The organism is Leeuwenhoekiella sp. ZYFB001 (assembly GCF_011784865.1).
In the GTDB taxonomy this organism is placed as follows: Bacteria; Bacteroidota; Bacteroidia; order Flavobacteriales; family Flavobacteriaceae; genus Leeuwenhoekiella; species Leeuwenhoekiella palythoae.
In genome coordinates this window covers 1,714,111-1,739,062 of sequence record NZ_CP050460.1, presented here as the reverse complement: position 1 = coordinate 1,739,062, position 24,952 = coordinate 1,714,111, and the positions used below count along the sequence as shown (strand labels likewise).

At 40.2% G+C, this 24,952-nt stretch carries 23 protein-coding genes; 5 read left to right on the top strand and 18 right to left on the bottom strand.

Annotation, left to right across the window (positions count from 1 at the left end; all coding sequences use genetic code 11):
• Positions 1 to 36: 36 nt before the first annotated feature.
• Positions 37 to 2,820 carry an NTP/NDP exchange transporter gene (locus HCN54_RS07620; RefSeq protein WP_167597228.1) on the top strand — a complete coding sequence of 928 codons (2,784 nt, stop codon included), beginning with the start codon at positions 37 to 39 and terminating at the stop codon, positions 2,818 to 2,820.
• On the opposite strand, the gene HCN54_RS07615 is transcribed toward HCN54_RS07620, so the two are convergent.
• From HCN54_RS07615 to HCN54_RS07580, 8 genes are all read right to left on the bottom strand, one after another.
• Positions 2,817 to 3,278, bottom strand: a complete 462-nt coding sequence (locus HCN54_RS07615; RefSeq protein WP_167597227.1) for a MarR family winged helix-turn-helix transcriptional regulator — start codon at positions 3,276 to 3,278, stop codon at positions 2,817 to 2,819. The genes HCN54_RS07620 and HCN54_RS07615 overlap by 4 nt on opposite strands.
• Positions 3,279 to 3,752, bottom strand: a complete 474-nt coding sequence (locus tag HCN54_RS07610; RefSeq protein ID WP_167597226.1) for a glutathione peroxidase — start codon at positions 3,750 to 3,752, stop codon at positions 3,279 to 3,281.
• Positions 3,753 to 3,755: 3 nt separating this feature from the next.
• Positions 3,756 to 4,178 carry a hypothetical protein gene (locus HCN54_RS07605; RefSeq protein ID WP_167597225.1) on the bottom strand — a complete coding sequence of 141 codons (423 nt, stop codon included), beginning with the start codon at positions 4,176 to 4,178 and terminating at the stop codon, positions 3,756 to 3,758.
• A 99-nt stretch (positions 4,179 to 4,277) separates the two neighbouring features.
• Positions 4,278 to 4,736: an SRPBCC domain-containing protein gene (locus tag HCN54_RS07600; RefSeq protein WP_167597224.1), complete on the bottom strand. Its 459-nt coding sequence runs from the start codon at positions 4,734 to 4,736 to the stop codon at positions 4,278 to 4,280.
• A 164-nt stretch (positions 4,737 to 4,900) separates the two neighbouring features.
• Entirely contained in the window at positions 4,901 to 6,190 is a 1,290-nt protein-coding gene (locus tag HCN54_RS07595; RefSeq protein ID WP_167597223.1) for a serine hydrolase, read from the bottom strand.
• 31 nt (positions 6,191 to 6,221) lie between these two features.
• Positions 6,222 to 9,128 carry a PEP/pyruvate-binding domain-containing protein gene (locus HCN54_RS07590; protein WP_167597222.1) on the bottom strand — a complete coding sequence of 969 codons (2,907 nt, stop codon included), beginning with the start codon at positions 9,126 to 9,128 and terminating at the stop codon, positions 6,222 to 6,224.
• A gap of 216 nt (positions 9,129 to 9,344) precedes the next feature.
• Entirely contained in the window at positions 9,345 to 9,986 is a 642-nt protein-coding gene (locus HCN54_RS07585) for a hypothetical protein (protein ID WP_072979182.1), read from the bottom strand.
• 4 nt (positions 9,987 to 9,990) lie between these two features.
• Positions 9,991 to 10,485: an RNA polymerase sigma factor gene (locus tag HCN54_RS07580; protein ID WP_072979180.1), complete on the bottom strand. Its 495-nt coding sequence runs from the start codon at positions 10,483 to 10,485 to the stop codon at positions 9,991 to 9,993.
• 124 nt (positions 10,486 to 10,609) lie between these two features.
• Between HCN54_RS07580 and HCN54_RS07575 the strand changes: the two genes are divergently transcribed.
• Positions 10,610 to 11,905, top strand: a complete 1,296-nt coding sequence (locus HCN54_RS07575) for an NAD(P)/FAD-dependent oxidoreductase (protein ID WP_167597221.1) — start codon at positions 10,610 to 10,612, stop codon at positions 11,903 to 11,905.
• Between the two features lie 66 nt (positions 11,906 to 11,971).
• Here HCN54_RS07575 and HCN54_RS07570 read toward each other — a convergent pair whose 3' ends face one another.
• From HCN54_RS07570 to HCN54_RS07545, 6 genes are all read right to left on the bottom strand, one after another.
• Entirely contained in the window at positions 11,972 to 12,799 is an 828-nt protein-coding gene (locus tag HCN54_RS07570; protein WP_167597220.1) for an alpha/beta hydrolase, read from the bottom strand.
• A gap of 72 nt (positions 12,800 to 12,871) precedes the next feature.
• Positions 12,872 to 13,291, bottom strand: a complete 420-nt coding sequence (locus HCN54_RS07565) for a DUF1801 domain-containing protein (RefSeq protein ID WP_167597219.1) — start codon at positions 13,289 to 13,291, stop codon at positions 12,872 to 12,874.
• A 1-nt stretch (position 13,292) separates the two neighbouring features.
• Entirely contained in the window at positions 13,293 to 13,892 is a 600-nt protein-coding gene (locus tag HCN54_RS07560) for a YdeI/OmpD-associated family protein (protein WP_167597218.1), read from the bottom strand.
• A 123-nt stretch (positions 13,893 to 14,015) separates the two neighbouring features.
• Positions 14,016 to 14,189 (bottom strand): hypothetical protein, encoded by a 174-nt coding sequence (locus HCN54_RS07555; RefSeq protein WP_167597217.1) that lies wholly within the window; start codon positions 14,187 to 14,189, stop codon positions 14,016 to 14,018.
• 55 nt (positions 14,190 to 14,244) lie between these two features.
• Positions 14,245 to 15,558, bottom strand: a complete 1,314-nt coding sequence (locus HCN54_RS07550; RefSeq protein ID WP_167597216.1) for an MFS transporter — start codon at positions 15,556 to 15,558, stop codon at positions 14,245 to 14,247.
• Between the two features lie 3 nt (positions 15,559 to 15,561).
• The gene (locus HCN54_RS07545) at positions 15,562 to 16,260 is read right to left on the bottom strand and encodes an arylesterase (RefSeq protein ID WP_167597215.1); all 699 of its coding nucleotides are present in this window, start codon (positions 16,258 to 16,260) and stop codon (positions 15,562 to 15,564) included.
• A gap of 118 nt (positions 16,261 to 16,378) precedes the next feature.
• On the opposite strand from HCN54_RS07545, the gene HCN54_RS07540 reads away from it, so the two are divergent.
• Both HCN54_RS07540 and HCN54_RS07535 read left to right on the top strand, forming a co-directional pair.
• Positions 16,379 to 17,065, top strand: coding sequence for an ABC transporter ATP-binding protein (locus tag HCN54_RS07540; RefSeq protein WP_167597214.1), 687 nt, complete (start codon positions 16,379 to 16,381; stop codon positions 17,063 to 17,065).
• A complete protein-coding gene (locus HCN54_RS07535) occupies positions 17,062 to 19,608 on the top strand; it encodes an ABC transporter permease (protein WP_205881705.1) in 2,547 nt (848 codons plus the stop codon). Before HCN54_RS07540 ends, HCN54_RS07535 begins: the two co-directional genes overlap by 4 nt.
• Here HCN54_RS07535 and HCN54_RS07530 read toward each other — a convergent pair.
• From HCN54_RS07530 to HCN54_RS07515, 4 genes are all read right to left on the bottom strand, one after another.
• The gene (locus tag HCN54_RS07530) at positions 19,605 to 20,354 is read right to left on the bottom strand and encodes a DUF3307 domain-containing protein (protein ID WP_167597213.1); all 750 of its coding nucleotides are present in this window, start codon (positions 20,352 to 20,354) and stop codon (positions 19,605 to 19,607) included. The two genes, HCN54_RS07535 and HCN54_RS07530, sit on opposite strands and share 4 nt — an antisense overlap.
• Positions 20,351 to 20,944 carry a SatD family protein gene (locus HCN54_RS07525; protein ID WP_167597212.1) on the bottom strand — a complete coding sequence of 198 codons (594 nt, stop codon included), beginning with the start codon at positions 20,942 to 20,944 and terminating at the stop codon, positions 20,351 to 20,353. The genes HCN54_RS07530 and HCN54_RS07525 overlap by 4 nt, the downstream gene beginning before the upstream one ends.
• Before the next feature lie 114 nt (positions 20,945 to 21,058).
• Positions 21,059 to 22,810: a gamma-glutamyltransferase gene (ggt, locus tag HCN54_RS07520; protein WP_167597211.1), complete on the bottom strand. Its 1,752-nt coding sequence runs from the start codon at positions 22,808 to 22,810 to the stop codon at positions 21,059 to 21,061.
• Between the two features lie 4 nt (positions 22,811 to 22,814).
• Positions 22,815 to 23,426, bottom strand: coding sequence for an ACP phosphodiesterase (locus HCN54_RS07515; protein ID WP_167597210.1), 612 nt, complete (start codon positions 23,424 to 23,426; stop codon positions 22,815 to 22,817).
• A 136-nt stretch (positions 23,427 to 23,562) separates the two neighbouring features.
• Between HCN54_RS07515 and glmM the strand changes: the two genes are divergently transcribed.
• Positions 23,563 to 24,951, top strand: a complete 1,389-nt coding sequence (gene glmM / locus HCN54_RS07510; protein WP_167597209.1) for a phosphoglucosamine mutase — start codon at positions 23,563 to 23,565, stop codon at positions 24,949 to 24,951.
• Position 24,952: the final 1 nt, after the last annotated feature.

The following is a 24,952-nucleotide window of genomic DNA, read 5'->3' as shown; positions in this document are numbered from 1 at the left end:
AATATAAGAGATGGTGAAATAACCATCTCTTTTTTCATGCAGTTATACGTCTTTTTGATCATCACGATCTTGCTTATTGTAAAACCTACTGTCAACGCGCTTTTTCTAAAGGGGCTGGGAGCAGATAATCTTGCGTTTGGTTACTTACTTATAGCTGCAACGGCAATCGTAACATCATATTTTTATAATCAAGCGGTAAGGCGGTATTCTTTACGTCGTATTATGGTTTCATCGCTGGTGTTCTTTGCACTGGCTTTTGTGTTTTTAGCCGTATTGTATAAGCTAAACGCTATCGGCGCCATAGCGCTTTATATTTTTTATGTTATTAGCGGAATTTTCGCCGTGCTCACCACAAGTCAATTTTGGTTGTTAGCGAATATGGTATTTAACGCCAGAGAAGCCAAAAGACTTTTTGGTTTCATCGGTTCCGGGGCAATTGCAGGAGGGATTTTTGGAGGCTACTTAACGACTATTCTCGTGCCGTATATTGGTAATGGAAATATGTTGCTGATCGCCTCATTGTTTATTATTTCCTGTATTCCGTTACTATCCTTGATCTATAAAAAGGGATACGTCAGCAGAGCTTCAATTTCAGAAAGTAGTAACCAATCGCTTGGGGACTCTGCATATAAGCTTTTATTAAAATCGCGACACTTAACCTATCTGGCCTTGATCATAGGTTTAGGTGTTATTGTTGCTAAACTTGTAGACTTTCAATTTAGTGATTTTGCTGCGCGATCCATTCCTGATGCAGATCAACTGGCCTCGTTTTTTGGCTTTTGGTTTTCGACCTTCAATTTGGTCTCGCTTGGGATTCAATTGTTTTTGACCAACCGGGTAGTAGAAAAGTTGGGAGTTAATAGTTCGTTGCTAATCCTTCCGTTAGGTATTGCACTAGGTTCTTTATTATTCCTGACATTTCCAGAATTATGGGTGCTCATAATCATCAAAGGTATTGACGGAAGTTTTAAGCAATCTGTCAATAAAGCTGCTACCGAACTTGCGATGGTGCCGGTTTCCTTAGAAATAAAAAACCGCACCAAATCATTTATCGATGTGGTGGTTGATAGTGTCGCTACAGGAATCGCCGGCTGTCTTTTAATTTTTGTGATAAAAGGATTGTCGTTACCGTCTAACTATGTTACGGTAATTATCATTTTTCTGATTTTGGTTTGGATTGTCGGAATTTTTAGAGTTAGAGATTCTTACTTTAAGAGTTTTAGACAAAGTCTTAAAGAAGCTGTTGAGGTCACCGAAGGAGTTCCGAGACGCAAGCGCAAGTCACCTTTAGAGCTGGGGAAACGTATTTTAAGCAATGGGAATCCTTTACAAATTGTAGAATATCTCAACCATCTAAATAAACGTAATGCTAAGATCTTAAAGCAAAAGATCATTCCTCTACTGAATCACGAAGACGATGCGGTTAAAATCGCTGCTATTAATCAACTCTACCATTATCCTGAGGGCACTGCGCTAGAAGCCGTACGCGATATGGTGCATCTTAAAGATGACGAAGTAGTGTACGCGGCGATGAATTATCTCATTTTGCATACCTCGCTAAATGATAGCCGAATTTTTGATAGCTATCTCAATCACAGCAGCGATTATATTGCGCACGCAGCCTTACTTTGCCTGGCCAAAGAAGCACGAAATAACCAACAGATCGCAAGCCGTTACAATCTTGAATTGCGTATCGAATTGTGGCTGGCAGAATTAGAATTGCCAGATAGCGATCACCGTCCTGAGGAACTTTCGTTTCTGTTAGAGTCAATTGGTTACGCGCAGATGCCGCAATTTTATTCTTTTATTTCGGCTAACTTTAATAACCGGAATCCGCATATTGTAAGCCACGCCATTATCGCTGCAGGAATTTCGAGAGCTCCGCAATTTATTGATGCGTTGATTGATTTTCTGACGGTTAAACAGTACCGAAAAGATGCCATCGCAGCGCTTATTGCTTACGGGGAAAGCATTAGTGAGATCTTGCTAGCCAGAGAAGCTGAAAAGTTATTGAAAAACAATGCAAAGAAATATATCCCGGCGGTGATACAGACGTTTGAGACACAAGCTTCTGTGCGTGTCTTACTGCGCTTACTCCAGAGTCGCGATAACCTTATTCGCCGTGCTTCAGCAAAATCATTACATAAATTAAAAGGAAAGAATCCTAAGCTTAATTATTTCCCCAAAACGGTATTTAGGCTTCTATTGCAGTATACCTTTGAGTATCGGGATATTGTAAGTAGTCGTAAAGTGATCAAAAGTAATTTTAATGCTAAGGCATATGATCGCTTACCGGAAGATGATCAAACCGAATTACTTCAAGCACGCGAAGGTTTGCTAGAGGTTTTAGATCGGCAACTAAGCTTGCGTATTGAAACAATTTTTCAACTCCTTGCGGTGTACTACAGTCGAAAAGATCTTGATGTGGCCTACAAAGGCTTTGTAAGTACTGATCGCGATACGCGGGCGAATGCCATCGAGTTTTTAGATAACATTCTTTCCCCTAAATTAAAACACAGTTTATTGCCTTTATTAGAGCTCGCAATTATCGAGGACGTCGATGTGTATCAAGAGATTTTAGAAGATGATATTAGTTTTAATAAGGCCCTTATAAAACTCATTGAAGTAGGTGATGGAAACCTTAGACTTCCTGTGATTTATTTGATTCAATTTTTAGGAGATACTTCATTCCTGCCGTTGCTTGCCGAACTCAAAATAACCGCTAAAAACCGTGATGTGCGCTCCTTTGCGTCCTTGGCGCTTAAAAAGTTGCAACCTGCTTTATTAGATACGACAACTGGTACTTCATTGGGGTCTTAAACTTCCTGGCTGCGTTCTTTCAACACCAGTACAAGCTGGGCTAAGGTTTTCTCAAAGGTGGTATAATCTTCTTCTTTAAGATCTACGTCGCTAAAAAGACTTGCAATTTGCTGCGGAATACTTACTGCTTTTTCCTTTAGCGCTTGACCGCTAGGTGTGAGTTTGACTAAAACCACACGCTCATCGTGCTGGGCACGACTACGCACCAATAACTCTTTTTGTTCTAAGCGTTTAAGAAGAGGAGTGAGGGTGTTGGATTCTAAGAGTAAGCAGGATCCAATGGCATTCACGGTCTGTTCGCCATTTTGCCATAAAACCAGTAAAACCAAATATTGCGGGTAGGTTACATCCAGTTCTTTTAGCAAAGGTGCATACATTTTGGTCATAAGCCGTGAAGCCGCATAAAGTGGAAAACATAATTGGTTTTCAAGATGCAATTGAGGAGTTTCTTGATTCATTTACAGAATTTTTTCAATTTCTTTAGTCAGATGTTCGGGCTTAGTCAGGGGTGAAAAGCGCTTTACAGGTTGTCCGTTTTTGTCAATGAGAAATTTGGTGAAATTCCATTTAATGCGACTTCCTAAAGTTCCGCCAAGCTGCTTCTTTAGGTATTTAAAAACGGGATGCGTATTACTGCCATTAACTTCAATTTTATCAAACATTTTGAAATGAACACCGTAATTCATCTGGCAAAATTCTTCTATAGCATCAGCGCTGCCGGGCTCTTGATTACCAAACTGATTACAGGGAAAGCCTAAAATCTCTAAACCATTATCTTTATACTTCTCGTACAGTGCCTCAAGTCCCTCATATTGTGGCGTAAGGCCGCACTTGCTCGCAGTGTTCACTACAAGAACCGTTTTTCCCTTAAAAGAATTCATTGAGATCGTTTCTCCCTGAAGTGTTTTGGCTTCTAAATCGTAGAAATTCATTGCTTATTTTTTAAATCGATTTTTCAAATAGGTGAGTGCTCCGGTAGACCAAAGCGCCCATAAGATCAACACCGGTTGAAAGAACAAGCGTATTAACCTTTTTTGATCCGTATCTAAACCAAAAGCATCAATACCATTGGTGTACTGCGAAATGTTTCCGGGAAAGATCAGCACATAAAAGAGCGCTAAGATCAAGCCCACTTTAATGCGATGTTTAGTTAAAAAGATCATTGCGAGACCTAATAGAATTTCTGTAACCCCCGAAGCGAGTACCACAAAATCCATAAAAGCGGCACTATCCGGTAGCCAGCGTGGTACCTGAGCCTGAAATTCTTGTCGCTGAAAGGTGAGATGCCCAACGCCGGCAATGGCCATTAAAGTACCTAAGATAATCCTAAAAACGCTTTGAGTGGTAGTATATTTCATTTTATATCTTTTGCGATTAAATCGTGTACGATGTAAATTTAGTTGAAAAATGTTTTTGACACAAATCTGAAATTTAATTTAAGTATCTCAACCTAAGATTTAAGCTTCAGAAAGTTCTTTAAGCTTGTCTAAAGCTTTGGACCACGTAGTATTGAAGTTATCAAGATATTCTTCAGGGACCTCGCTATCTACGGTAACTGTGGTGATCCCTTGATGCTCCTTAAAGCTATAATTCTCTAAGTTACCAGCCCACGATGCTACTTCTGGACCTTCAGTAATTTCCTGAGTTCCTTTTAAAATTCCATAATGGCGTATAGAGATAAATTCGTTAGCAATATTCTCGACGATTTCAGAAATCATTCCGCCACGGTTACCTTCTTTATCTTTGCCCACGAAGTATATTTTTGAACCTTTATCCCAACTTCCTTCATAGGTGGAGGAGGGGTCAAACGCTGCCGTCCACTTCTCATAAGTTTTTATGTTATCTAAGCCTAGCATTGTACGGTACACTTTTGTCGCGGGCGCTTGAATCTCTTTTTTATATTGAATAGTTTTCATAGGACTTGTACTGCGTGTTGGTTATTTTCTGAACCTGAATTCCGTTTGAATTTAGTAAGATTCTTTAATAATCTGACGAGAATTTTTTAGACTTAAATGAACTTGGTAAATAAAAAATCCCGTCCAAAAAATGAACGGGATTTAATGCGTACCAATTTTATATGTTATTGCCCCGTAGCTGAGGCTTTTGGCTGGTTTACTTCTTGTAAAACTTTATCAATACGGCTTGCGAGATACATATGATCTGTAGCTGAATTTTTTCTAAGCACATTAGTCATTAGACATACAATATACTTGGGACCGTCATCAGGATGTTCTACAATAATTACAGAATTCATATAATTAAAAACATTCCCGGCATAGTCGCCGCAAGCACCTTTACTTTTATCACATTTATAAAAACTTCCGCTTTTGAAATACACAGCAGCTGAGTCTAATTCGTGAGAATATGCATACCGAATACGACGTTCTGTTTGATACATAATGCGTTTCATTTCTAAACTAGAAAGGGAATCTACCGCTTTACCTTGTTCTAGATTGATCAAAAACTTCATCAATCCTTTAGGTGAACCAATACTGCCGCCCATTCTGCCTACATAGCGTTCTCCACCGTTAGTAAAAAAACCACCCAGACGCCACTCATCTTCTGTGATTCCCATTGCGCGTAAAGGTTCGTTTACTACTTCATTAGCAAGTCTGGTCACCTCGCCACGGTCTGTATCTTTAAACCATTGCATAGCTTCTTCGTCAGTAAGGTCAAAGTATTTTTCTCCAAAAACTTTCAGCAATAAAGCCTCACGATAGACCACGCTTGCAGCCCCGTTATTACTCACGGCAACCATATGGTCAATCCATTCATAAAGGCTAAAAACATCATCTTCGCGCGCGGTTCTTCGGGTTAATTTATCTTGCTCAATATCATAAACCGGAATCGTGTGATGATCATATACTGCAAACGGACCGCCTTTTACGCGTTTATATTTAAGTAGGTTTACTCGTGCTCCCCAATCATCAGGACACAGTTTTTCGAGTTGGTCAAACATCGCGATGAGAATAGCTAATTTACCCACGCTTCCCGGTTGATATCCTCGGGTTTCATTTCGCGCAGCGTATTTAAGATTAGTACTATCAGTCATATCTAATACCGAGATCGAATAGCTCTGGTCTAAACCATAAAACAAACCGCCTATTTTTTTCTGAAATTCTGCATCCTCAGTCATATAAGCGATCGCGCTGTCTTGTTTTCCGGTCAATCGAAGTTTTATATCTTCAACCGAAAGATAGGCTCCGGCCGGAATACGATTATACGCAATACTGTCGCGCACTATTTTTTCTAGTTGGGCCAATCTGTCAATGCCTGTACGTTCGTATCCGTCAATAGGGTAGAAGCTGTCAGGTACTGCAAATGCTAAGGTGAGGAGAATGACCGGTATGCAGATTAGTACTTTTTTCATAGGTTGTTTTTATAGAAATTACTGCGGAAGTTTAAAGTTTGCTGTCCATCTCAATATATTCGTCAGGATTGGTTTTAGGCGAAATGGAGTCAAGATATCCATTGCTCAGCGCATTTTTATTTTCGACAAATGGCCTGATCTGAAATAGCCATAATTTATCATTTTGAAAACCTAATTCTACATCATAAGCAGCCTTAGGATCACTGTTAGTTTCTTCAGGAATTTTTGATCTAATTTCTTCTGCCACTTCTCTCAAGCTTTGAATATTCTTATCATTCAAGATCGAAGCTTCAAAAGAAGTCGAATATCCTTTGGTTCCCCCGGAAACCGGAAGTCTAATATAGTCCGGCTGTCTAGCCGGAGCTAATAGTTTAGTCGTGTTAGCGGTTACTAAGCGAGTTTCGGCAGCTTGACCATCAACAGCTCCACCGGCACCTCGGCTAAATGCTACTGTAAGATCCTCGTCTGTACCTTCGTTGATTCCTTTGGTGATCATAACGCCGCTATAATCAACATCAACACTTGGGATTACAAGTATTGAAGGAAACACATTTTCGGGATTAGAAAGATATACTTGGCGCCATTTAAAACTACGCTCGGTATAAGGCGACGCCCATACTTTTTTAATTCCGTCTAAGATCTTTTGTTCTTCTACCACATTAAAAAGCGTCAGGTTTAATCCGGCACCTGTGAACTCTTTTAAGTCTTCCATATTGGTGTCACTACGTAAAAACACCGGGGCCTGTCCTATAGGTTTACCAAAAATAGAAGCAAATGAATTACGCAATTCGCTAATAAAGGCAGGTTTCAATTGCATCGCATTGATCGCGTCCCTCAAGGTAGCAAGTTTGGCAAGTTGATAATCTACCACCTGAGCATCAGGAGTTCCTGTCTGGCGTTTAGCTTCGGCGGTTTCAAACATTTCGGTAAGAAATTCCCAGTAACTTTTGCCTTGACCGGGCATTGGGAGATTCATATGATCTCTAAAAATCCCAAATGGGATCACTAATCCTTCCACTACGTGATCTGGGAACATTTTTTTCAACTGACCTAAATTTGCAGCTTTTGGTCCTGAAAGAATTCCGCTTGCGGAAGCATCGATATCCCGCATATTGAGGATGCTTTTTTGATCTAACTGAATTTTTTCGATTGGGACGGCAATTTTTGTCTGCTTACGTTCTTCAGATGAAAAAAGCGCTTTTTCTTCCGAAGTCATTTCATCTGCAGGTTTTAGGATCACTGTACCTTTATTTGAAACTGCGTAGAACACTTCTTTGCCATTAAACTCTTGAAGATCTTCAAGGTTATTATCGCTTAAAGCAGCATTAGGAATACCTAGATTACGCGCGAGAAGTTGTACGTGAGAAACTAAATTTCCTTCATCTACTGTAGCAATTCCGGCAACCGGTTTTAGGTCTGAAGGTGGACGTTTAAAGATGTAGATCTTTTTATTAGAAACTTCAACCGCATCCGGATTTCCCGATACGACAACCAATTCGCCCAGTGCATAACCAGGATTCAAGCCGTGAATAGCGCTTTGCTCATCAATTTGCATCACATCGTTCTCCAAGTTTGATTTATTTGAAATAAAATCACCCAATTCGCTAACCGTTTTTCCTAAAGGAAGCGCCACAGATGACCGCACGCGATCGTCAATAAAGCCCGTTGCGAGAGGTTCAAATTCGGCGTATTTTTCAACTACAGCATCGTAATTGGCTTTAGCCATTGCCGCACTCCATTGCACAATGCTGCGTGAAGTGTTTAAAATGGAATTCAATTCGGCTAAAGAAACTGTGGTATAATTTATAGGAGCAATAACTGAAGCCACTTCTTCCCATTCCCAAACCTCGAGAAGTCCGGTACCGGCGGTTGCGTAGCTTAGGTAATAGTTTTTATCTAAGAGGTCGCGCAGATCTTCTGGCTCCCAGTCTGCGGCTTTTTTCAGAAGCATTTCTTCTAACTTTAAAGAAACATCTAAAAGCGTTAGACGCTCTGAGGCCTTTTTCACTTGCGTTACCTGCGTTCTAATGTTGCACAAAAGATCACTAATCTCAGGAATGACGTCGTAAGCCGGAGTGTTGTTATCAAAGTCTGTGGTAAACTTGAGCAGTTGCTGTTTTACATCAAAGTCCCCTTTAATGCTCGCAACTTGATTTTTAAGGCGCTCTAAATTGACAGGTGCATAATATTCATTTAGCGTAGCCACTAAAGCATCAAATTGCTCCTTAAGTTCCGGAGTGAGTTGATCTTTATATTCTTGACGGAAATTTTGAACAAGAGCGAGATCACTTACTTCAGGTTGCCCGTGAATTTTCACGCGAACGTCCATAAATTTTGGGAATTCTTCAGCGATAACTTTTGATTCGCTTCGCATACGCTGGGCAATATTGTCATCACCTGAATGCGGAATATCTTTTAAAGATTGACGAATAACGTAGTAATTCTTTTCTAATCGGGCGTCATCCTTAAGTAACCATTCGTAGAATTCGATTCCCCAAGCTTCTTCATCTTCAGATTGTATCGCCCCGCGGTAAAATTGTGCTTTTTCCAGAATCCAACCATTATCTACACTTTGCAAATATTTGTTGAGTTGGTATTGTTTTAGTCGGCTTTGTTCTTGTGCTGCATCCCAAAATTTATTTTTATCAGTTGCGGCTAAAATTTCACCAAAAAATAAATGATTACGCTCCGCCAGATTTTCGGTTAGCGGTTTATAGCTTGCGTGCTGAATACCGTCTACGCCTTCCGGACACGGATCTTTAGGCTCACGCATGGTGCCGTCTTCACAAAACCAACGTATACGTAAATAAGGACCGCGAGGGTCCTTCTTAAAATCTTGAATGGTTTGCTTTATAGATGCAGAAGTGTATTCTTGTGCTTTTACAGTAAATGCATTCAGCAAAACAGCAATAAAAAGAACGAGTAAGACTTTGGGCATAATAGGTTGTTTGTCACAAAAATAAGTGTACCACTTGTTAATAGCTCCATAAAAAAGATTATGATTTTCTTAAATCTTTAAAAGTTTTCGCTAATCACCATGTTCCCCAAAAGCCTGCCCGGAGATGGTTTAGGGTAGAGGTAAGGTTTGAGCATAAAAAAGCCTGTCTCAATCAAGACAGGCTTTGATATTCTAAGAATAAAGAAGAGAAGCAATCTAGTCACGCATTTCTAGCTTGCTAAGCTCTTTGTAATTACGTTTTAATCGGCGTAATAAAATACCGTAAAGCAGCTTATAGAAAGCCCACAGCAATGCGACTAGAACGAGCAGCATCACAATAAATACGGCTATAAATCCTAACGGCATAGATTGCGTACCGTCTTCGGCTTGTATCATTACATCGTTGAACTTCGGGTCAAAATTGAGCATTGCAATGAATACCACCATCCCTATAATAAAAAAGATTATCAGGTTATAAGCGACATAAAAGTTAACCGTACGTCTCACTTTGAGAATACGACTCATTAAATGCTTTGTATTATCTGTAGTTTGTACTTCTCTATAATTCTTGTAAAATAGATAGATAAAGATGCCTAGAACGGCATACTGCAATACAATACCTACAATTTCAAATTCATACAAATGTATTTGTCTAAGTGTCTCAAGGGTTTCGGCGTTTACCGTAGTTATGTTAAGAATAGTCCATAATACAAACTCAAAAATAGATACATATAAAATCCACTTCATCAAAGACGAAGAGCGTTTATGAATCATTTTATATATAGTGTCTACACTTACTTTAGGAAGATCTGCCTCTTGGCGCTTCCAGTCTTTTTTTAAGAAATCTAATTCATCCATCGTTCTACACATTTAATAAGTCTTTCAACTTTCCTTTTACCCGGTTCATTTTTACTCTGGCGTTCACTTCAGAAATACCTAAAGTTTCAGAGATCTCGCTATAGGGTTTGTCTTCGAGATAAAGAAATACTAGCGCTTTATCAATATCGTTGAGTTGCCTGATCGCCGAGTACATTAATTTTAATTGTTCTTCAATAGTGTCGTCATAATCGGTACTGGCTATTTTAAACATCACGTTATCGTAGTCTTGCGTTTTAATCCGTCGCTTAGACTTGCGATATAGCGTAATTGCTGTATTGAGCGCTACACGATACATCCAGGTGGTAAACTTAGAGTCTCCTCTAAATTTAGGATAGGCTTTAAATAATTGAATGGTTATTTCTTGAAACAAATCATTATGCGATTCCTGATCGTGGGTATAAAGCCTGCAGATCTTATGCACAATATTTTGATTGGCTTCAAGCTGTGTTACAAATTGTTTTTCAAGTTGCGGATCCAATATTAAATTGTTAGTTGGAGTATTTGTACAGAAGCGGAGTAATATGTTACAGCTATTGCTAAAATAATGATAAAGATTAATGGTTCTAGCGCCTGTACGTTAACTTTGATACAAATTAACTACCATGAATATTCCTGAAACTAACCAACCGCGCATCGTTATTATTGGTGGGGGGTTTGGAGGTATGAACCTGATCAAAAAACTTAAAAAAACAGATTATCAAGTAGTTTTACTCGACAAGCGAAATTTCCACACCTTTCAGCCTTTATTGTATCAAGTATCTACTTCTGGGCTCGAGCCAGAATCTATAGCATACCCACTCAGGAAAATCATCAGGAAGCAAAAAAATATGCATTTCAGGTTGGCTGAAGTGCATCGTATAGATACTCAACTGCAAAAAGTGCGTACTGATATTGGCGACTTGCACTATGATCATCTGGTGATTGCTACAGGTACGCGCACTAATTTCTTCGGAAATAAAACTATTGAAGAAAATGCGATCTGGATGAAAAGCCTTCCGCAGGCTTTAAACATTCGAAGTCTGATGTTTGAAAATTTAGAGAAGGCCAACAGAACCGAAGATCCGGTGAAACGAAAAGAACTTTTACGTTTTGTAATCGCTGGAGCCGGCCCAACTGGTGTTGAGCTGAGTGGTGCCTTTGCCGAACTTCGCTCGAATGTCCTCCAAGCCGATTATCCTGATATGGATACCAGCGAGATTGAAATTCACCTGATTGAAGGTGCAGATCGCGTGTTACCGCCTTTTAGCAAGCAATCTTCAGAAAAAGCGCAGAAGTTTTTAGAGGAAATGGGCGTGACCATTCACTTAGAAACTTTTGTAGGCAATTATGAGAATAACCGTGTGACTACAAAAGGAGATCTAGTGCTAGACACCGCAACTTTTATTTGGTCTGCAGGTGTGACCGGTGCTTCTATCAAAGGTTTTGAAGAAACTGCTTTATTACCAAAACTGAATCGCTATAAAGTAGACCGGTACAACCATGTCGCTGGTTTTCAAAATATATATGCCATTGGAGATATTGCTTTAATGGAAACCGAAGATTTCCCAAAAGGTCATCCGCAATTGGCACAGCCCGCTATTCAGCAGGGTAAAAACCTGGCGAAGAATTTTAAAAAGATGCTGCGTAAAGAGGAGTTAGAGCCCTTTAAGTATTTTGATAAAGGCTCAATGGCGACCATAGGTAGAAACAAAGCCGTGGTCGATATGGGTAAAATTCACTTTGGTGGATTTCTGGCATGGTTTATTTGGATGTTCATACACCTTTGGTTTCTCGTGGGCTTTAGAAATAGGGTAGTGACCTTTTTCAACTGGACTTACAGTTATCTCAACTACGACAAAGCAGCCCGACTCATCGTACGGCCTTTTAAACAGAACAAGATCATCGCAGAAGAAGATTAACAAAAAAGGGACAGTTTTACTGTCCCTTTTTTTTATTGGCGCTGCCAAAGGCTTGCCTGAGGTAGTTTACTCAATACTTGAAGTGAAATTTTGAATCTCCTTAAAATACTTACTCAACGGATTGAAGAATTGTGTCACCATCGCGGTATGATTTTTATTCATAATCAGCAGTTGTGCTTCGGGCTGAAACTCGAGAAGCTTCTTATGAAACAAATCATTATAATAGTAAAGTGACGGAATGGTTTTAGTTCCTAACAAGGTTAAAATAGGCGGCGTATTTTCATCTAAAAAATAATACGGCGAAGCGTTTTTCCATTCATCGGGATTGGTCGTCCAAGTCACATTGTAATACTCATCATCACCAGGAGGATTTTCTTGCAAATAGGAATACATATCGAGTCCGGCTGCATCGTCGAGAATAATTCCTTTTATATAATCTGTATTTTCTAAATATTTTGGATTCATAGCCGCTAGCGCAGCCAGATGACCGCCTGCGGAATGCCCCATTAAAAAGATTCGGTTAGGGTCGCCGCCATATGCTTTGGCATTCTCGTGCGTCCACTTAATAGCTTTGGCTATCTCTTGAGTCATCTGATCGTAATTAGCATAAGGACTCAGCGAGTAACCGGGAATGACGGTTAGGTAATCTTTGCCTGCAAAGTTGCGCCCTAATACAGAGTAGGTGTTTTTATTCCCGCTGTTCCAGTTTCCACCGTGAACAAAAATCAGCACATCGTGAGCTACCAGGGAATCTTTAGGCTGAAAAATATTAAGCTCAGGAGCTTCTGCAGAAGCTTTATACGCTGTATCTAAATACTCAATGTTTTCTTTCTTCACCGAACCACAGCTAGCTAAAATGATACTGGCAACAAGAATAGAAAGAGATAATCGCATAGTTAAATTATGTAGTTGTAGTTAGGTCAACGTGCAAATAATAGCTTTATTGGCGTTGTAAAGAGATAAGTTTTAAGCTTTATATTTCTCACGCATATAAGCCACAGATTCGGTAATCAGTTTTTTTAGAATCTCAAGATCAATGTCTGCGAGTTTGTTGATGTAAAGGCACGAAGCCCCGGTTTTGTGCTTGCCCAGTTGTTCAAGCAATTCTGTATAGCGCTTAAAACCCGGCATAATATAAATTGAAAGATTTTGTTTACGCGGTGAAAATCCCGTAAGAAAAAAATCACCTTCGCGGCCGCTATCATATTTATAATGATACAATCCATAGCCGATCAAGCTATCGCCCCATAGCACTGCCGGTTCAGGGAGAAGTTCGTTGAAAATGGCATAAAGTTCTAATGCATCTTTCTTGCGTTGCTCGTGTTGCACTGCATTGATATAATCCAATACCGAAGCTTCTGTAGGTTGTGTTTTGTTAGCCGACATCTTAGCAATTTTTATATTTATCGTGTAAGCCTTTGCCGTCAAGAATAAGTGGTGTGGCTTTTTCGAGTCTGGATCGTCTGGTTTTTTCTTGTTTGGCAGAAGCAATATGCTCGGCGTATTCTTTTTGTCTTCCCGGAGTGAGTGCTTTAAAAGCCTTTTCTAAGTTTTTATCTTCTGAGAACGCCTGAGTGAGTTCTGTAGGTAAAACCACTTTTTTTACCGGCTTCGCGGATTTTAATTCTAATCCTTTTTTCTGATTGCTAATCGCCTCGTTGAGGTAGTATAAAAGTTCGTCTTCTTTAATTTCTGAAGCATCGGTGTAGCGCAGCTGGCGCAAGGCTTTGGTTTTACCTTCCTGTGCATTGTGCAGCCGCCCATATTTATCTTTTATAAGCGAGCCGTTAAAAAACCAAACCCCAAAATGATGTTTAAATTTTCCGATCCCTGCGACGTTTTTGCCGTCTATGGTGTACACAGGAGCACTCCATTTAAAGGTTTCAACAAGTTCTGTTTGCTCAACTATGGTTCTTAATGTTAAAATAGCATCTTTAAAAGGATGTTCCGTTTCAAAATAAGCCTCTATTTTACTGGGATTGCTCATATTTTATTGGTTAAAAAGCGCTTCAAAAAAGCACCGAAATATTAACTATAAATTTAACTAAAATCCACCGAACACTTTGTAAAACATATCAAATTTCGGCATACATTAGTACTATAAAATGAGTCAAACAATGGCACAAAACAAGTCATCTAAAAAGGCTGCTCCAGCTAAACAGGCTACAAAACCTGCTGCTGTTAAGCCGGTGAAGACTGCTTCTAAAAAGAAGTAATCTTTAATATCTAAGGGCATCCAGGATGCAGCCGATATAACAATATCCAGCAATGGAAAGAGCGCCACTTAAAACGTGGCGTTTTTTTTTTTTGCTGCTTAGAAAATGAATGTTTCAAAACGTTTATTCTACATCGGGTAGGGTAGAACCCTTGAAGGCACCAATAATGCCTAAAACTGAAAGTAAAACAATTACGCCTTCAACAGAGATCAGCGAAGCAAGAGCACTCAAACCTCCAGTTATTAGTAGTATGATGCCGATGAGCGTGTTGCTTACTGCAACATAATCGGTACGGCGGTTGCCTTCTGCCATATCTACAATGTAGGTCTTACGTCCCAGGCGCACTCCTTGATGGGCAATTCCTAAGACGAAAAGCGCCAAAGGATACAACCAAACCTGATCGCGTAAACTTGGGATAAATTGAATTAATCCAACTACAATGAGTCCTAAACCTGCAGTAAGCATCGCAGCATAAGTCATTACTTTTTTACTGGATTTATCTGCCATTTTACCCCAAACCGGCGCACTAATGATGGAAGCGACTCCATTTGCAATAATGAACAAACCCAATAAATAGGCTTCTTTACCTACATAGCGCTGTGCTAGTAAAATGTAATAAGGAGCAGTTAAGGCAGAGCAAAGGAGTAGAGAACGAGTGATAATAAAATTTCTAAAAGGTTTGTCTTCTTTGAGTAAACTCAGACGATTCCAAGCTTCTTTTAGACCGTTTTTACCTCCTTCGGTAGCACCGGGAAATTCTTTAATGTTCGCATAGATCAACGCAGCAATCAGCCATAATGCTGAAGCAAAGAATATGAGGTAGCTGTAAAATTCGATACCCACATCATCTTTAGATCGGTAAAGAATAAATAGACCGGCTGCTAAGACCAAGATTCCGCTTACCGATGAGGTGTAACCTTTTAATTTTCCGCGTTTTTTCTTCGGAATTGTTTTTCCCAAAACGTCTTTAAAAGCAATGGAGCACAAGCCGCGAGCAAGACTAAACGCAATTAGGCATCCGATTATCAACCAACCGGCAATAATTCCTTCAAAAGATAAGGCGACCAACCCGATACCGGCAATAGCTAGAAATTGTAGAAACGAACCTAAGACCCAAACGTATTTGCGTACGGCACGTTTTCTTATGTAATGAGCAATAAACAATTGGGGCAACATCGACCCTGATTCTCGAATGGGAACAATAAAACTGATGAGCATCACAGGAGCATTCACATAACTCATAATCCACGTGAGTACCGTTTTAGGATTGCTCAAGGTGTCCCCCAGAGAGGTGAGCATATTACTTATGAGAATGAGGAAATAATTTTTTGGCGTTTCTCTACAAGATTCTTCATCGATCGCCTTGCAACTCCTCGCATCTTCTTCATCATTGAGGTAATCGTAGAGCTGCTCCAGGTTGGTTTCTTTTTGCGCCATTGTTTACTCTTGAACAAGTGGTCTTAAAACAGGCCATACATTGGCAGCTACCAGTTTATGCCCTTCTTCGGTAGGATGAATACCATCGTTTTGGTTTAAGCTTGCGATACCTCCTACGTTTTGTAATAGGAAAGGAATAAAAGCAATATTATTTTCTTCAGCTAACTGTGGAAACATATTTTTAAAATCGGTGGTGTATTCGGTGCCCAAATTTGGCGGAAGCTGCATCCCCGCAAGAACGATTTTCGCCTGCGGCGCTTCCGTTTTTACTTTGTCAATCATCCATTGCAGATTTTCACGTGTTTCTGCCACCGAAACGCCTCGTAAACCATCATTAGCTCCCAATTCTAATACAAAAATAGCTACATCAGGTTCAAGTACCCATTCTAATCTGTTTTTACCTCCGGCGGTAGTTTCGCCACTTAAACCGGCGTTGATCACATTATAGTCAAGTCCGAGACTGTCTAATTTTTCCTGAATCAAACCGGGAAATGCATTGTCTGGATCTTCCAGGCCGTAACCGGCAGTCAGGCTGTCGCCAAAGAATAAAATGCTGTTTGAAGTAGCATTTTGATCTTCTGCATCAGTAGTTTCAGAAGTATTTTGTGATTCATTTTCTTCAACATTAGTGGTGTTAGCATCTTTACAAGCAGCAAGGATCAAGAAAACAAAAAGGAGATAAAAGGGAATTCTATTTTTCAAGAGGGTAGATTTAAAAGGTAATTGATTATTTTAAACATTTATTGGCGCGCGTGAGGTTTTCACGTAAGCTTCGGACTAAAAAAGCGTCCAAAACTATTCTTCCAAGCAATACCCATTTATGGCATTTATATTAGAAATCTCAAATTTAGCAAAAAGCTATACCAGTGGCTCAAAAACGCTCAAAGTACTTGATGATATTAACTTTAGTATAACAGAAAAAGAAACCTTTTCTATCGTTGGTCCGTCGGGAAGTGGTAAAACCACCTTACTTGGTTTATGTGCCGGTCTTGATAAACCAGATTCTGGAACAGTGACTTTAAATGGTGTCGAGCTCAGTAGTCTTACCGAAGATGAACGTGCCTTATTGCGCAATAAAGATGTTGGTTTTGTTTTTCAGGATTTTCAATTATTACCTACGCTTACCGCACTTGAGAATGTGGCGGTTCCTTTAGAGTTACAAGGTGCCAAGCACGCAATGAAAAGAGCAGCCGAATTACTCACTAAAGTTGGTCTTGGAGATCGCGGAAATCATTACGCATCGCAACTTTCTGGTGGAGAGCAGCAGCGGGTAGCGCTTGCACGTGCTTTTGCCAACGATCCTAAAATTTTGTTCGCAGACGAACCCACGGGAAATCTGGATGCTGAAACCGGTGAAACTGTTGTTGATTTGCTTTTTGAGTTGAATAAAGAATTGGGGACAACATTAGTCTTGGTTACACACGATATGGAACTCGCTCAGAAAACGCAGAATATTCTCACCATTAAAGGAGGCCGAATAGCAAACCTTACAAAAGCAAGCGTATGAGCGGTTTGAAAAGTTCTTTGCGCTTAGGCTGGTTGAGAAAAATGGCGTGGCGCGACTTTAAAGCAAGTGCCGGGAAGTTGAGCCTCTTTATGGTTTCGATCATTTTGGGAGTTGCAGCGATTGTGTCCATTCAATCTTTTGGAGAAACTTTAAAGGATAACATTTCCTTGCAGTCAAAAGCCTTGATGGGCGCCGATTTTAAAATCGACAGCGATCATCCACTAACCGAAGAAGCACAAGCTATTGTAGATTCTTTAGGAGGGGCAGATGCTGAAGAAATTTCGTTTTCCTCGATGGCGCTGTTTCCAAAAAATCAAGCGACCAAATTACTACAAGTGCGGGGGATTAGCAACGGATTTCCATTCTACGGAAAGTTGGAGACGCAACCAGAATCGGCTGCTGAAGATTTTCAAGAGAAGCAAGGTGCCTTGCTCGATGCTACAGTGATGCTTCAACTAAATGTAAAGGTTGGAGATACGATCAAAATAGGTGAAGTGAAACTGCCTGTTTTAGGTGGTGTTGAAGCGCTTCCCGGAAGCAACGCCGTTTTTAGCGCAATCGCTCCACCAGTGGTCATTCCGTACCCATTTATAGAAAAAACCGGTTTGGTTCAGTTGGGAAGCCGAATTGATTATGAGTTTTATTTTGAAGCACCTGATCAAGATATGGAACTTCTTGATCAAGCGATTGATAATCGGCTGGATGAGGCAGATGCTGATCTCGACACCCATACATCTACCAGTGAGCGTCTTGGCCGACGCTACGAAAACTTTGGGAAGTTCTTGAATTTAGTAGGTTTTATCGCCTTACTTTTAGGATGCGTGGGCATTGCAAGTGCGACTACGATTTATATCAAAGACAAACTCAAATCGGTCGCTATTTTAAAGTGTTTGGGAGCAAGCCGTAAGCAGGCATTTCTTATTTATTTGATCCAGATTGGTGTTTTAGGACTCGTAGGTGGAATTCTAGGAACCATTGCCGGTTTGTTGTTGCAGCAGTTATTTCCTATTCTTTTAGAAGGATTATTACCGGTAGATGTCGCACTTAAATTATCTTGGCCGGTTATCTTTTTAGGAATCTTCATCGGCGCTTTTATGTCGGTTTTATTTGCGCTCTACCCGTTGTTGAGTACGCTGCAGGTTTCTCCTTTACAAACTTTACGGGTAAGTGCTTCAGACAATCAGCAGTCGTCAAAAACGGCGATAGCAGTCTCATTGGCGATACTCACCTTTGTGTTTTTATTTGCGTTTTGGCTGTTGGAAGATTGGAAGTATGCCGCATCATTCTTAGGCGGAATTCTCGTTGTTTTTAGTATTCTAGGTGGAATCGCCCGTGCATTCATGCGTTTACTTCGGAAGTATTTTCCCGAAAGTTGGAGCTTTACCTCGCGGCAAAGCTTACGTAATTTGTTCCGGCCTCAGAATCAAACGGTGGTGTTGATTCTCGCGATAGGCGTTGGTTCGTTTTTGATAAGTACGCTTTACTTTACTAAAGATATTCTGCTCGCTCAGGCCAATTTAGATAGTGAAGCCAATCAAGCCAATATGATCTTGCTCGACGTTCAAAATGATCAAATGACTGAAGTTGCACAAACACTTACTTCGAATGAATTGCCGCCGCTAGATCAGATTCCAATTGTGACGATGCGCGTGCAAAGCATTAACGGTCGTGATAATGCCGACTTAAAAAAAGACACGACCGTACACATAAATCGATGGATCTTAAACCACGAATTCAGAACGACCTATAGGAATTCTTTAATCGCTTCGGAAGTTTTACAAGTCGGAACATTTACAGGAACCTTTACCGAAGAAGCTGAGGTTGTTCCAATATCTGTAAGTGACAATTTTGCTGAAGATGCAAAAGTTGGAGTAGGAGACCGCGTGACCTTTAATGTACAAGGCCGACTCTTAGAAACCGAAATAGGAAGTATACGCACCGTAGATTGGAGTAGAATGCAGTTGAATTTTTCAATCGTATTTCCGGCAGGAGTGTTGGAGCGTGCGCCACAGTTTGGTGTGATCACCACACAGGTTCCTGATGCAAAAGCTTCAGCAGCCATTCAACAGAAATTAGTAAAAGCATTCCCTAATATTTCGATTCTTGATCTACGGCAGGTGCTTAGCGTTGTTGAAGAGTTGCTTACCAAAATAAGTTACATCATCAACTTTATGGCGTTTTTCAGTATTCTAATTGGGATCATTGTTTTGCTAGGTGCTGTGCGTACGAGTAAATTTCAACGGATTCGGGAAAGTGTATTGCTGCGCACGATGGGAGCAAAGAGCAAGCAAATATTGCGCATTCAAGGTCTAGAATATTTGTACTTAGGACTTTTGGGAACGCTGTCTGGTATTTTGCTGTCGCTATTGAGCAGTTTGTTACTCGCTTATTTTGCGTTTGATACGGCATTTATTCCATCGGCAATTCCATTTTTGGTTCTATTACCAGGAATTACAGCGCTTGTTTTAGCCATTGGATTGAGCAACAGTCGCAGTGTGATTAAAAGTTCGCCACTAGAAGTGTTACGCAAAGAAGGTGTTTAGGCGTTAAATGTGTCTAATGCGCTTAAGTATCTAAACATTAAGCCGCAACCTATTGCGATCCCAAAACTTAATAGGGTGCCTATAAGGACATATTCGGTGAGTCTTCGGTTTTTGCCTTCGGTTAAATCACCAAACCTGAATACTGATTTGGCCGTGATGAGAAATCCAATGGCAGACCAGGTGTTGAGTAAAATAAAGGTGAACACAAACAAGCGTTCAAGAATCCCTATAATCTTTCCGGCTCCCGCGAGCGAGGTGCTTTTTGCATTTTCTTTTTTTGAAGCAGGCTCAATAGCATCTTGCCACGGCTGAAGCGCAACACGCATAAGAATTCCGGCAACATAGGTCACAAAAAATAGTAAGGTGACGAGCAACAGAGATTGTGACGTTAGGATTTCAGTGAAATCAATGCGGTATGGCGTATAATAATAAAGTACGAGATTGAGCACCATAAGGTGTGCGATCTGGTCTGCGACAAATAGCTTGCGGCTGTTCTTTTTTGTTGTAAACTTTATTTTAAGCGCATCAATGGCGTAGTGCGTAAGAATGATAGTTGTAATGCCTAAAAAGTAAGCGGTGTCAAACTGGAGTAAAATCAATAAAGCAATCAGATGAACACCTACGTGCGCTAGTAAGTATTTTGATTTCCAACCGTGTTTCATTTTATGCTTTACCCACTTAGACGGCTGAAGCACAAAATCTCCTAAGATATGAGCCAGAACCAATTTTAGCGCAAGAACGATCATAAGGTCTCAATTTTTTTAGTGTAATACTGTAGCATTGAATGAATCTCGTCATAACCTGCACGGGAAAGCGCTTTACTTATAGCACTCTGAGCTTTATCAAGCTTCTGGCTCAATTCGGTTTGATTGAGCTGAGGTTCTTCGAGACGCGCTTTAACGATCTGCGCGGTAACCGGTGGCCATTGATTCATCGTAAGACTTGCTAACGACAGCATAAGATTTAGCGTTTCATCCAGTTGCTCGTTGGCTGATTGAAGCACTAGCGTTCTATTCTTAATAGCGTCAAAAGCTGTACCCGAATGTATAAAAGCACTGCCGTTTGCCAAGGTAATTTGATCTGCATCATAAGAGCATTCACCTAAGCCTATCGCGATACGTACATCTATAGCTGCATTAGATTTTATTACAGACTTTATATGAATTGCGGCTTCTAAAGCCAAAGCTGCATCCACAATCAATTGAAAACTATCACCACGGAAGATTTCCCAGGTCTTTGGGCTTGAACCATACCTATTTAACACTTCAATGAGAGCATCTTGCCAGCCCATAAAAGCTCTGGAATTTACGATATCTCCTGTAAGAACAGCTTTCATTTAAAATTATAGATTTTAGTATATAATGCCAAATATAATCTATTTTGATTATAATTTAAAATATACACTAAAAACGTTATAATTTGCATTATGCATTGATTAGTGTATAATGCTTTAAAAACCAACTGCGGTATCATCGCCTCTGCGATCCGCACCACCTTCTAACTTTCCATCAGGAAGAACAAGAACTCCATCTACTTTACCCAGAATCACACTATTCTCCTGACGTATTTCATACCCCTTTTTACTTAAGGTGTCTAAAAGCTCTTTACCAAAAGCATCAGGCTCAAAAGTAACAACATCAGGAAGCCATTGGTGATGAAAGCGTGGCGCATCTACCGCTTCTTGCATTCCGTAGTCAAAAACCGCTACATTGAGAATGGTCTGCAGCACCGAAGTAATGATGGTTGATCCTCCAGGGGTACCTACAGTCATCCAGAGTTGCCCCTCTTTTTCTACAATAGTAGGAGTCATAGAACTCAACATTCGTTTTTGAGGCTCAATCTTGTTCGCTTCAGCGCCTATAAGTCCGAACATATTCGGCACGCCGGGCTTTACGCTAAAGTCATCCATCTCATTATTTAAAAAGAAGCCCAATTCATCTGCATATAATTTTGAGCCGTAAGCGCCATTTAGGGTAGTGGTAAGGGCTACTGCATTACCATATTGATCAATGAGGGAAAAATGTGTGGTTTCCATAGACTCGTATCCTGAGATCGCCCCGTGCTTTACTTCAGCAGAAGGCGTTGCTTTGTCAAAATCAAAAGATTGCATACGTCGCGTGGCATACGCCTCACTTGTAAGCGAGTCAATAGGAATCTCATTAAAATCAGGATCACCTAAAAAGAAACTACGATCAGCATACGCTCGGCGTTCTGCTTCGGTAATAACTTGAATGCTTTTTACTGAATTATGACCGAAAGATTTTAAATCATAAGGTTCGATCATTTTTAATATTTCGGCTAAACAGACTCCGCCACTTGATGGTGGAGGCATCCCGATCACCCGAAGATTTTTATAATTTGAAATGATGGGTTCTCGCCATACCGCTTCATAATTTTTTAAATCATCAAGGCTGATGATCCCGCCGTGTTTCTGTATAAAATCAACTAATTTTTTTGCGGTTTCCCCCTCATAAAATTCCTGTTTTCCATTAACGGCAATCCGTTTCAACGTTGAAGCTAATTGCGGATTTTTAATGCGATCACCAGCTTTAATTTTTATGGAATCACTTTCGCGAAATCCAATAGAATACAGTGTTTCTTTGCCGTTCACTTGGTCAAAAACCGAAGCATAATTTTGAAAGCGCGCCAGTTGATTCTCGGTAATTTGATAACCCTTTTCAGCCAACTCGATCACAGGTTGAAGGATTTCTGCCATGGGCATTGAACCCAATTTCTCGTGAATGGCAAACATACCGGCGATGCTTCCGGGAACGCCTACCGCCAAAGGTCCCTGCCGACTTAAGGAATCTATTGCGTTACCTTCTTTATCAAGATACATATCGTGCGTTGCTGCCATAGGAGCCTTCTCGCGATAGTCAATACTGCCTACTTCACCATCAGCTTTGCGGTAGACCATAAATCCGCCACCGCCTAAACTTCCTGCAAACGGATAAGCCACATTAAGTGCCATATCAACAGCAATCAACGCGTCAAAGGCATTTCCTCCCTTTTGTAAAATTTGAGCTCCAATTCTAGATGCTTCTTCGCGTGCAGAAACCACCATGATACTATCTGCGATTTTCCCACGCTCAATGCTGCGGGGTTTTGGAGTTTCTGTTTTACAGGCTGCTAAAATCAAGAAAAAGCTCAGCACTAAAAATTGGAAACAAAATGGGAGCTTCAAGACGTTTTTTTGTTGCATAAGGTCAGGTGTTTTTTAATCTAAATTGAATGTCAAGTTCTTTGATTCGGTTGGAGCAAAATGCCCGAAGTTCTTCAAAAAATAGTGTGAATTCGTTTTCAAAGTCGTGATAATGTAACTGCAGATCTTCGACTGCGCGATCCATTCCACTTATGTTTTTAGTGCGTCTATTCATATTGTAAAGCACCGTCGCAATACCGCTAATTTCAGCATAACTCAACAGCCAGTTGTCTGCGATCATATGCGGTACCATACGCTGAATAGAGGGCGTAAGAATATCATAATGCTCATCAAGCAAATCATAAAAATCTTCAACATATTGAGGTAAAGGGATCTTATTATATTTTTTCCAGTTTTTTGCCAAAAAATGGTCGTAAAGAATATCTACAATAACCCCACTATAATGACTGTATTTAGGATGCAGTCTTTTTGTACTTTGTTTTACAATAGGATGTGAGTCTGTAAAACTATCAATACTGCGGTGTAGTAAAATTCCTTTTTGCAATTGAGGCCGGTAGTTTTTGTATTGTTTACCTTTTATGCCATCAGCCATAAAATTACCCAGCTTAATAAGCGTATCGTTGCCAGACAGGTATATGTGCGCTAAAAAATTCACAGGCTTAAATTACAAATTCTGAAGATACAGAAGCGCCTCTAATGGCTATATTTGTCAGACCAGAAATTTTAAAACTACGAGCATTATAATTTTCAGTTTTTGAAAATAAGCTCAATAAAATCAGAATACTTTATTTATGACCCTAATAAAATCAATATCAGGAATACGTGGTACCATTGGAGGAAAGCCTGAAGAGAATTTAACCCCTATAGACGCGGTGAAATTTGCAGCTGCTTACGGCACTTATATAAAAAAGCAACGCAATAAAGACACGTATAAAGTCGTGGTAGGTCGAGATGCGCGCCTGAGCGGAGAGATGTTGCAGCAGTTGGTTATGCAAACCTTAGTAGGTTTGGGGATTGACGTGGTAGATCTTGATCTTTCTACCACACCAACGGTAGAACTCGCGGTGCAATTAGAGCACGCTGATGGCGGGATAATCCTAACCGCATCTCACAATCCTAAACAGTGGAACGCATTAAAACTTCTGGATAAAAATGGTGAATTTCTCAATGCTGAAGCCGGTGCAGAGATCTTAAAACTTGCCGAAGATTCTGCGGTAACTTTTGCTGAAGTTGATGCTTTGGGTGCAATTCATAAAAATGATGCCTATATCGACATTCATATTGACGAGGTCTTGGATCTGGATTTGGTAGATGAAGATGCAATCAAAGCTGCTAATTTTAAGATTGTGGTTGACGGTGTAAATTCTACCGGAGGTATTGCAATCCCAATGCTTCTAGAACGTTTAGGGGTTTATGTTGAAAAATTATATTGTGAGCCTACCGGAAACTTTCCGCATAATCCTGAACCCTTAAAAGAGCATCTCACTGACATTTGTAAGTTGGTTCCGGAAGAAAATGCCGATTTAGGAATCGTGGTTGATCCTGATGTAGATCGACTTGCGTTTATTGATGAGACTGGCGAAATGTTTGGCGAAGAATACACTCTAGTAGCTTGTGCAGATTATGTATTGAGTGAAAATCCCGGAGATACGGTTTCTAATTTGAGTTCGTCAAGAGCCTTAAGAGACATCACTCAAAAACACGGAGGAACCTATCACGCTGCAGCTGTAGGGGAAGTGAATGTGGTGACTAAAATGAAAGAGGTTAATGCTGTAATTGGAGGAGAAGGTAACGGTGGAATAATCTATCCGGAGTCTCATTATGGCCGCGATGCGCTTGTGGGTGTTGCTTTATTTTTAACCCATTTGGCGAAAAAGAAAATTAAAGTAAGTGAATTACGCGCGAGTTACCCGGCGTATTTTATGAGTAAAAAGAAAATTGAATTAACGCCGACCTTAGATGTGGATGCTATTTTAAAGGAAATTGCGCAGCGTTATCAAAATGAAGATGTAAATACCATAGACGGAGTGAAAATTGATTTTGAAAATTATTGGGTACATCTTAGAAAATCAAATACAGAACCTATCATTCGTATCTATACGGAAGCACAAACCCAAACCGAAGCAGATCAAGTTGCAGATACAATGATCAGCGAAATTAAATCGATAGCGGGTATTTAAA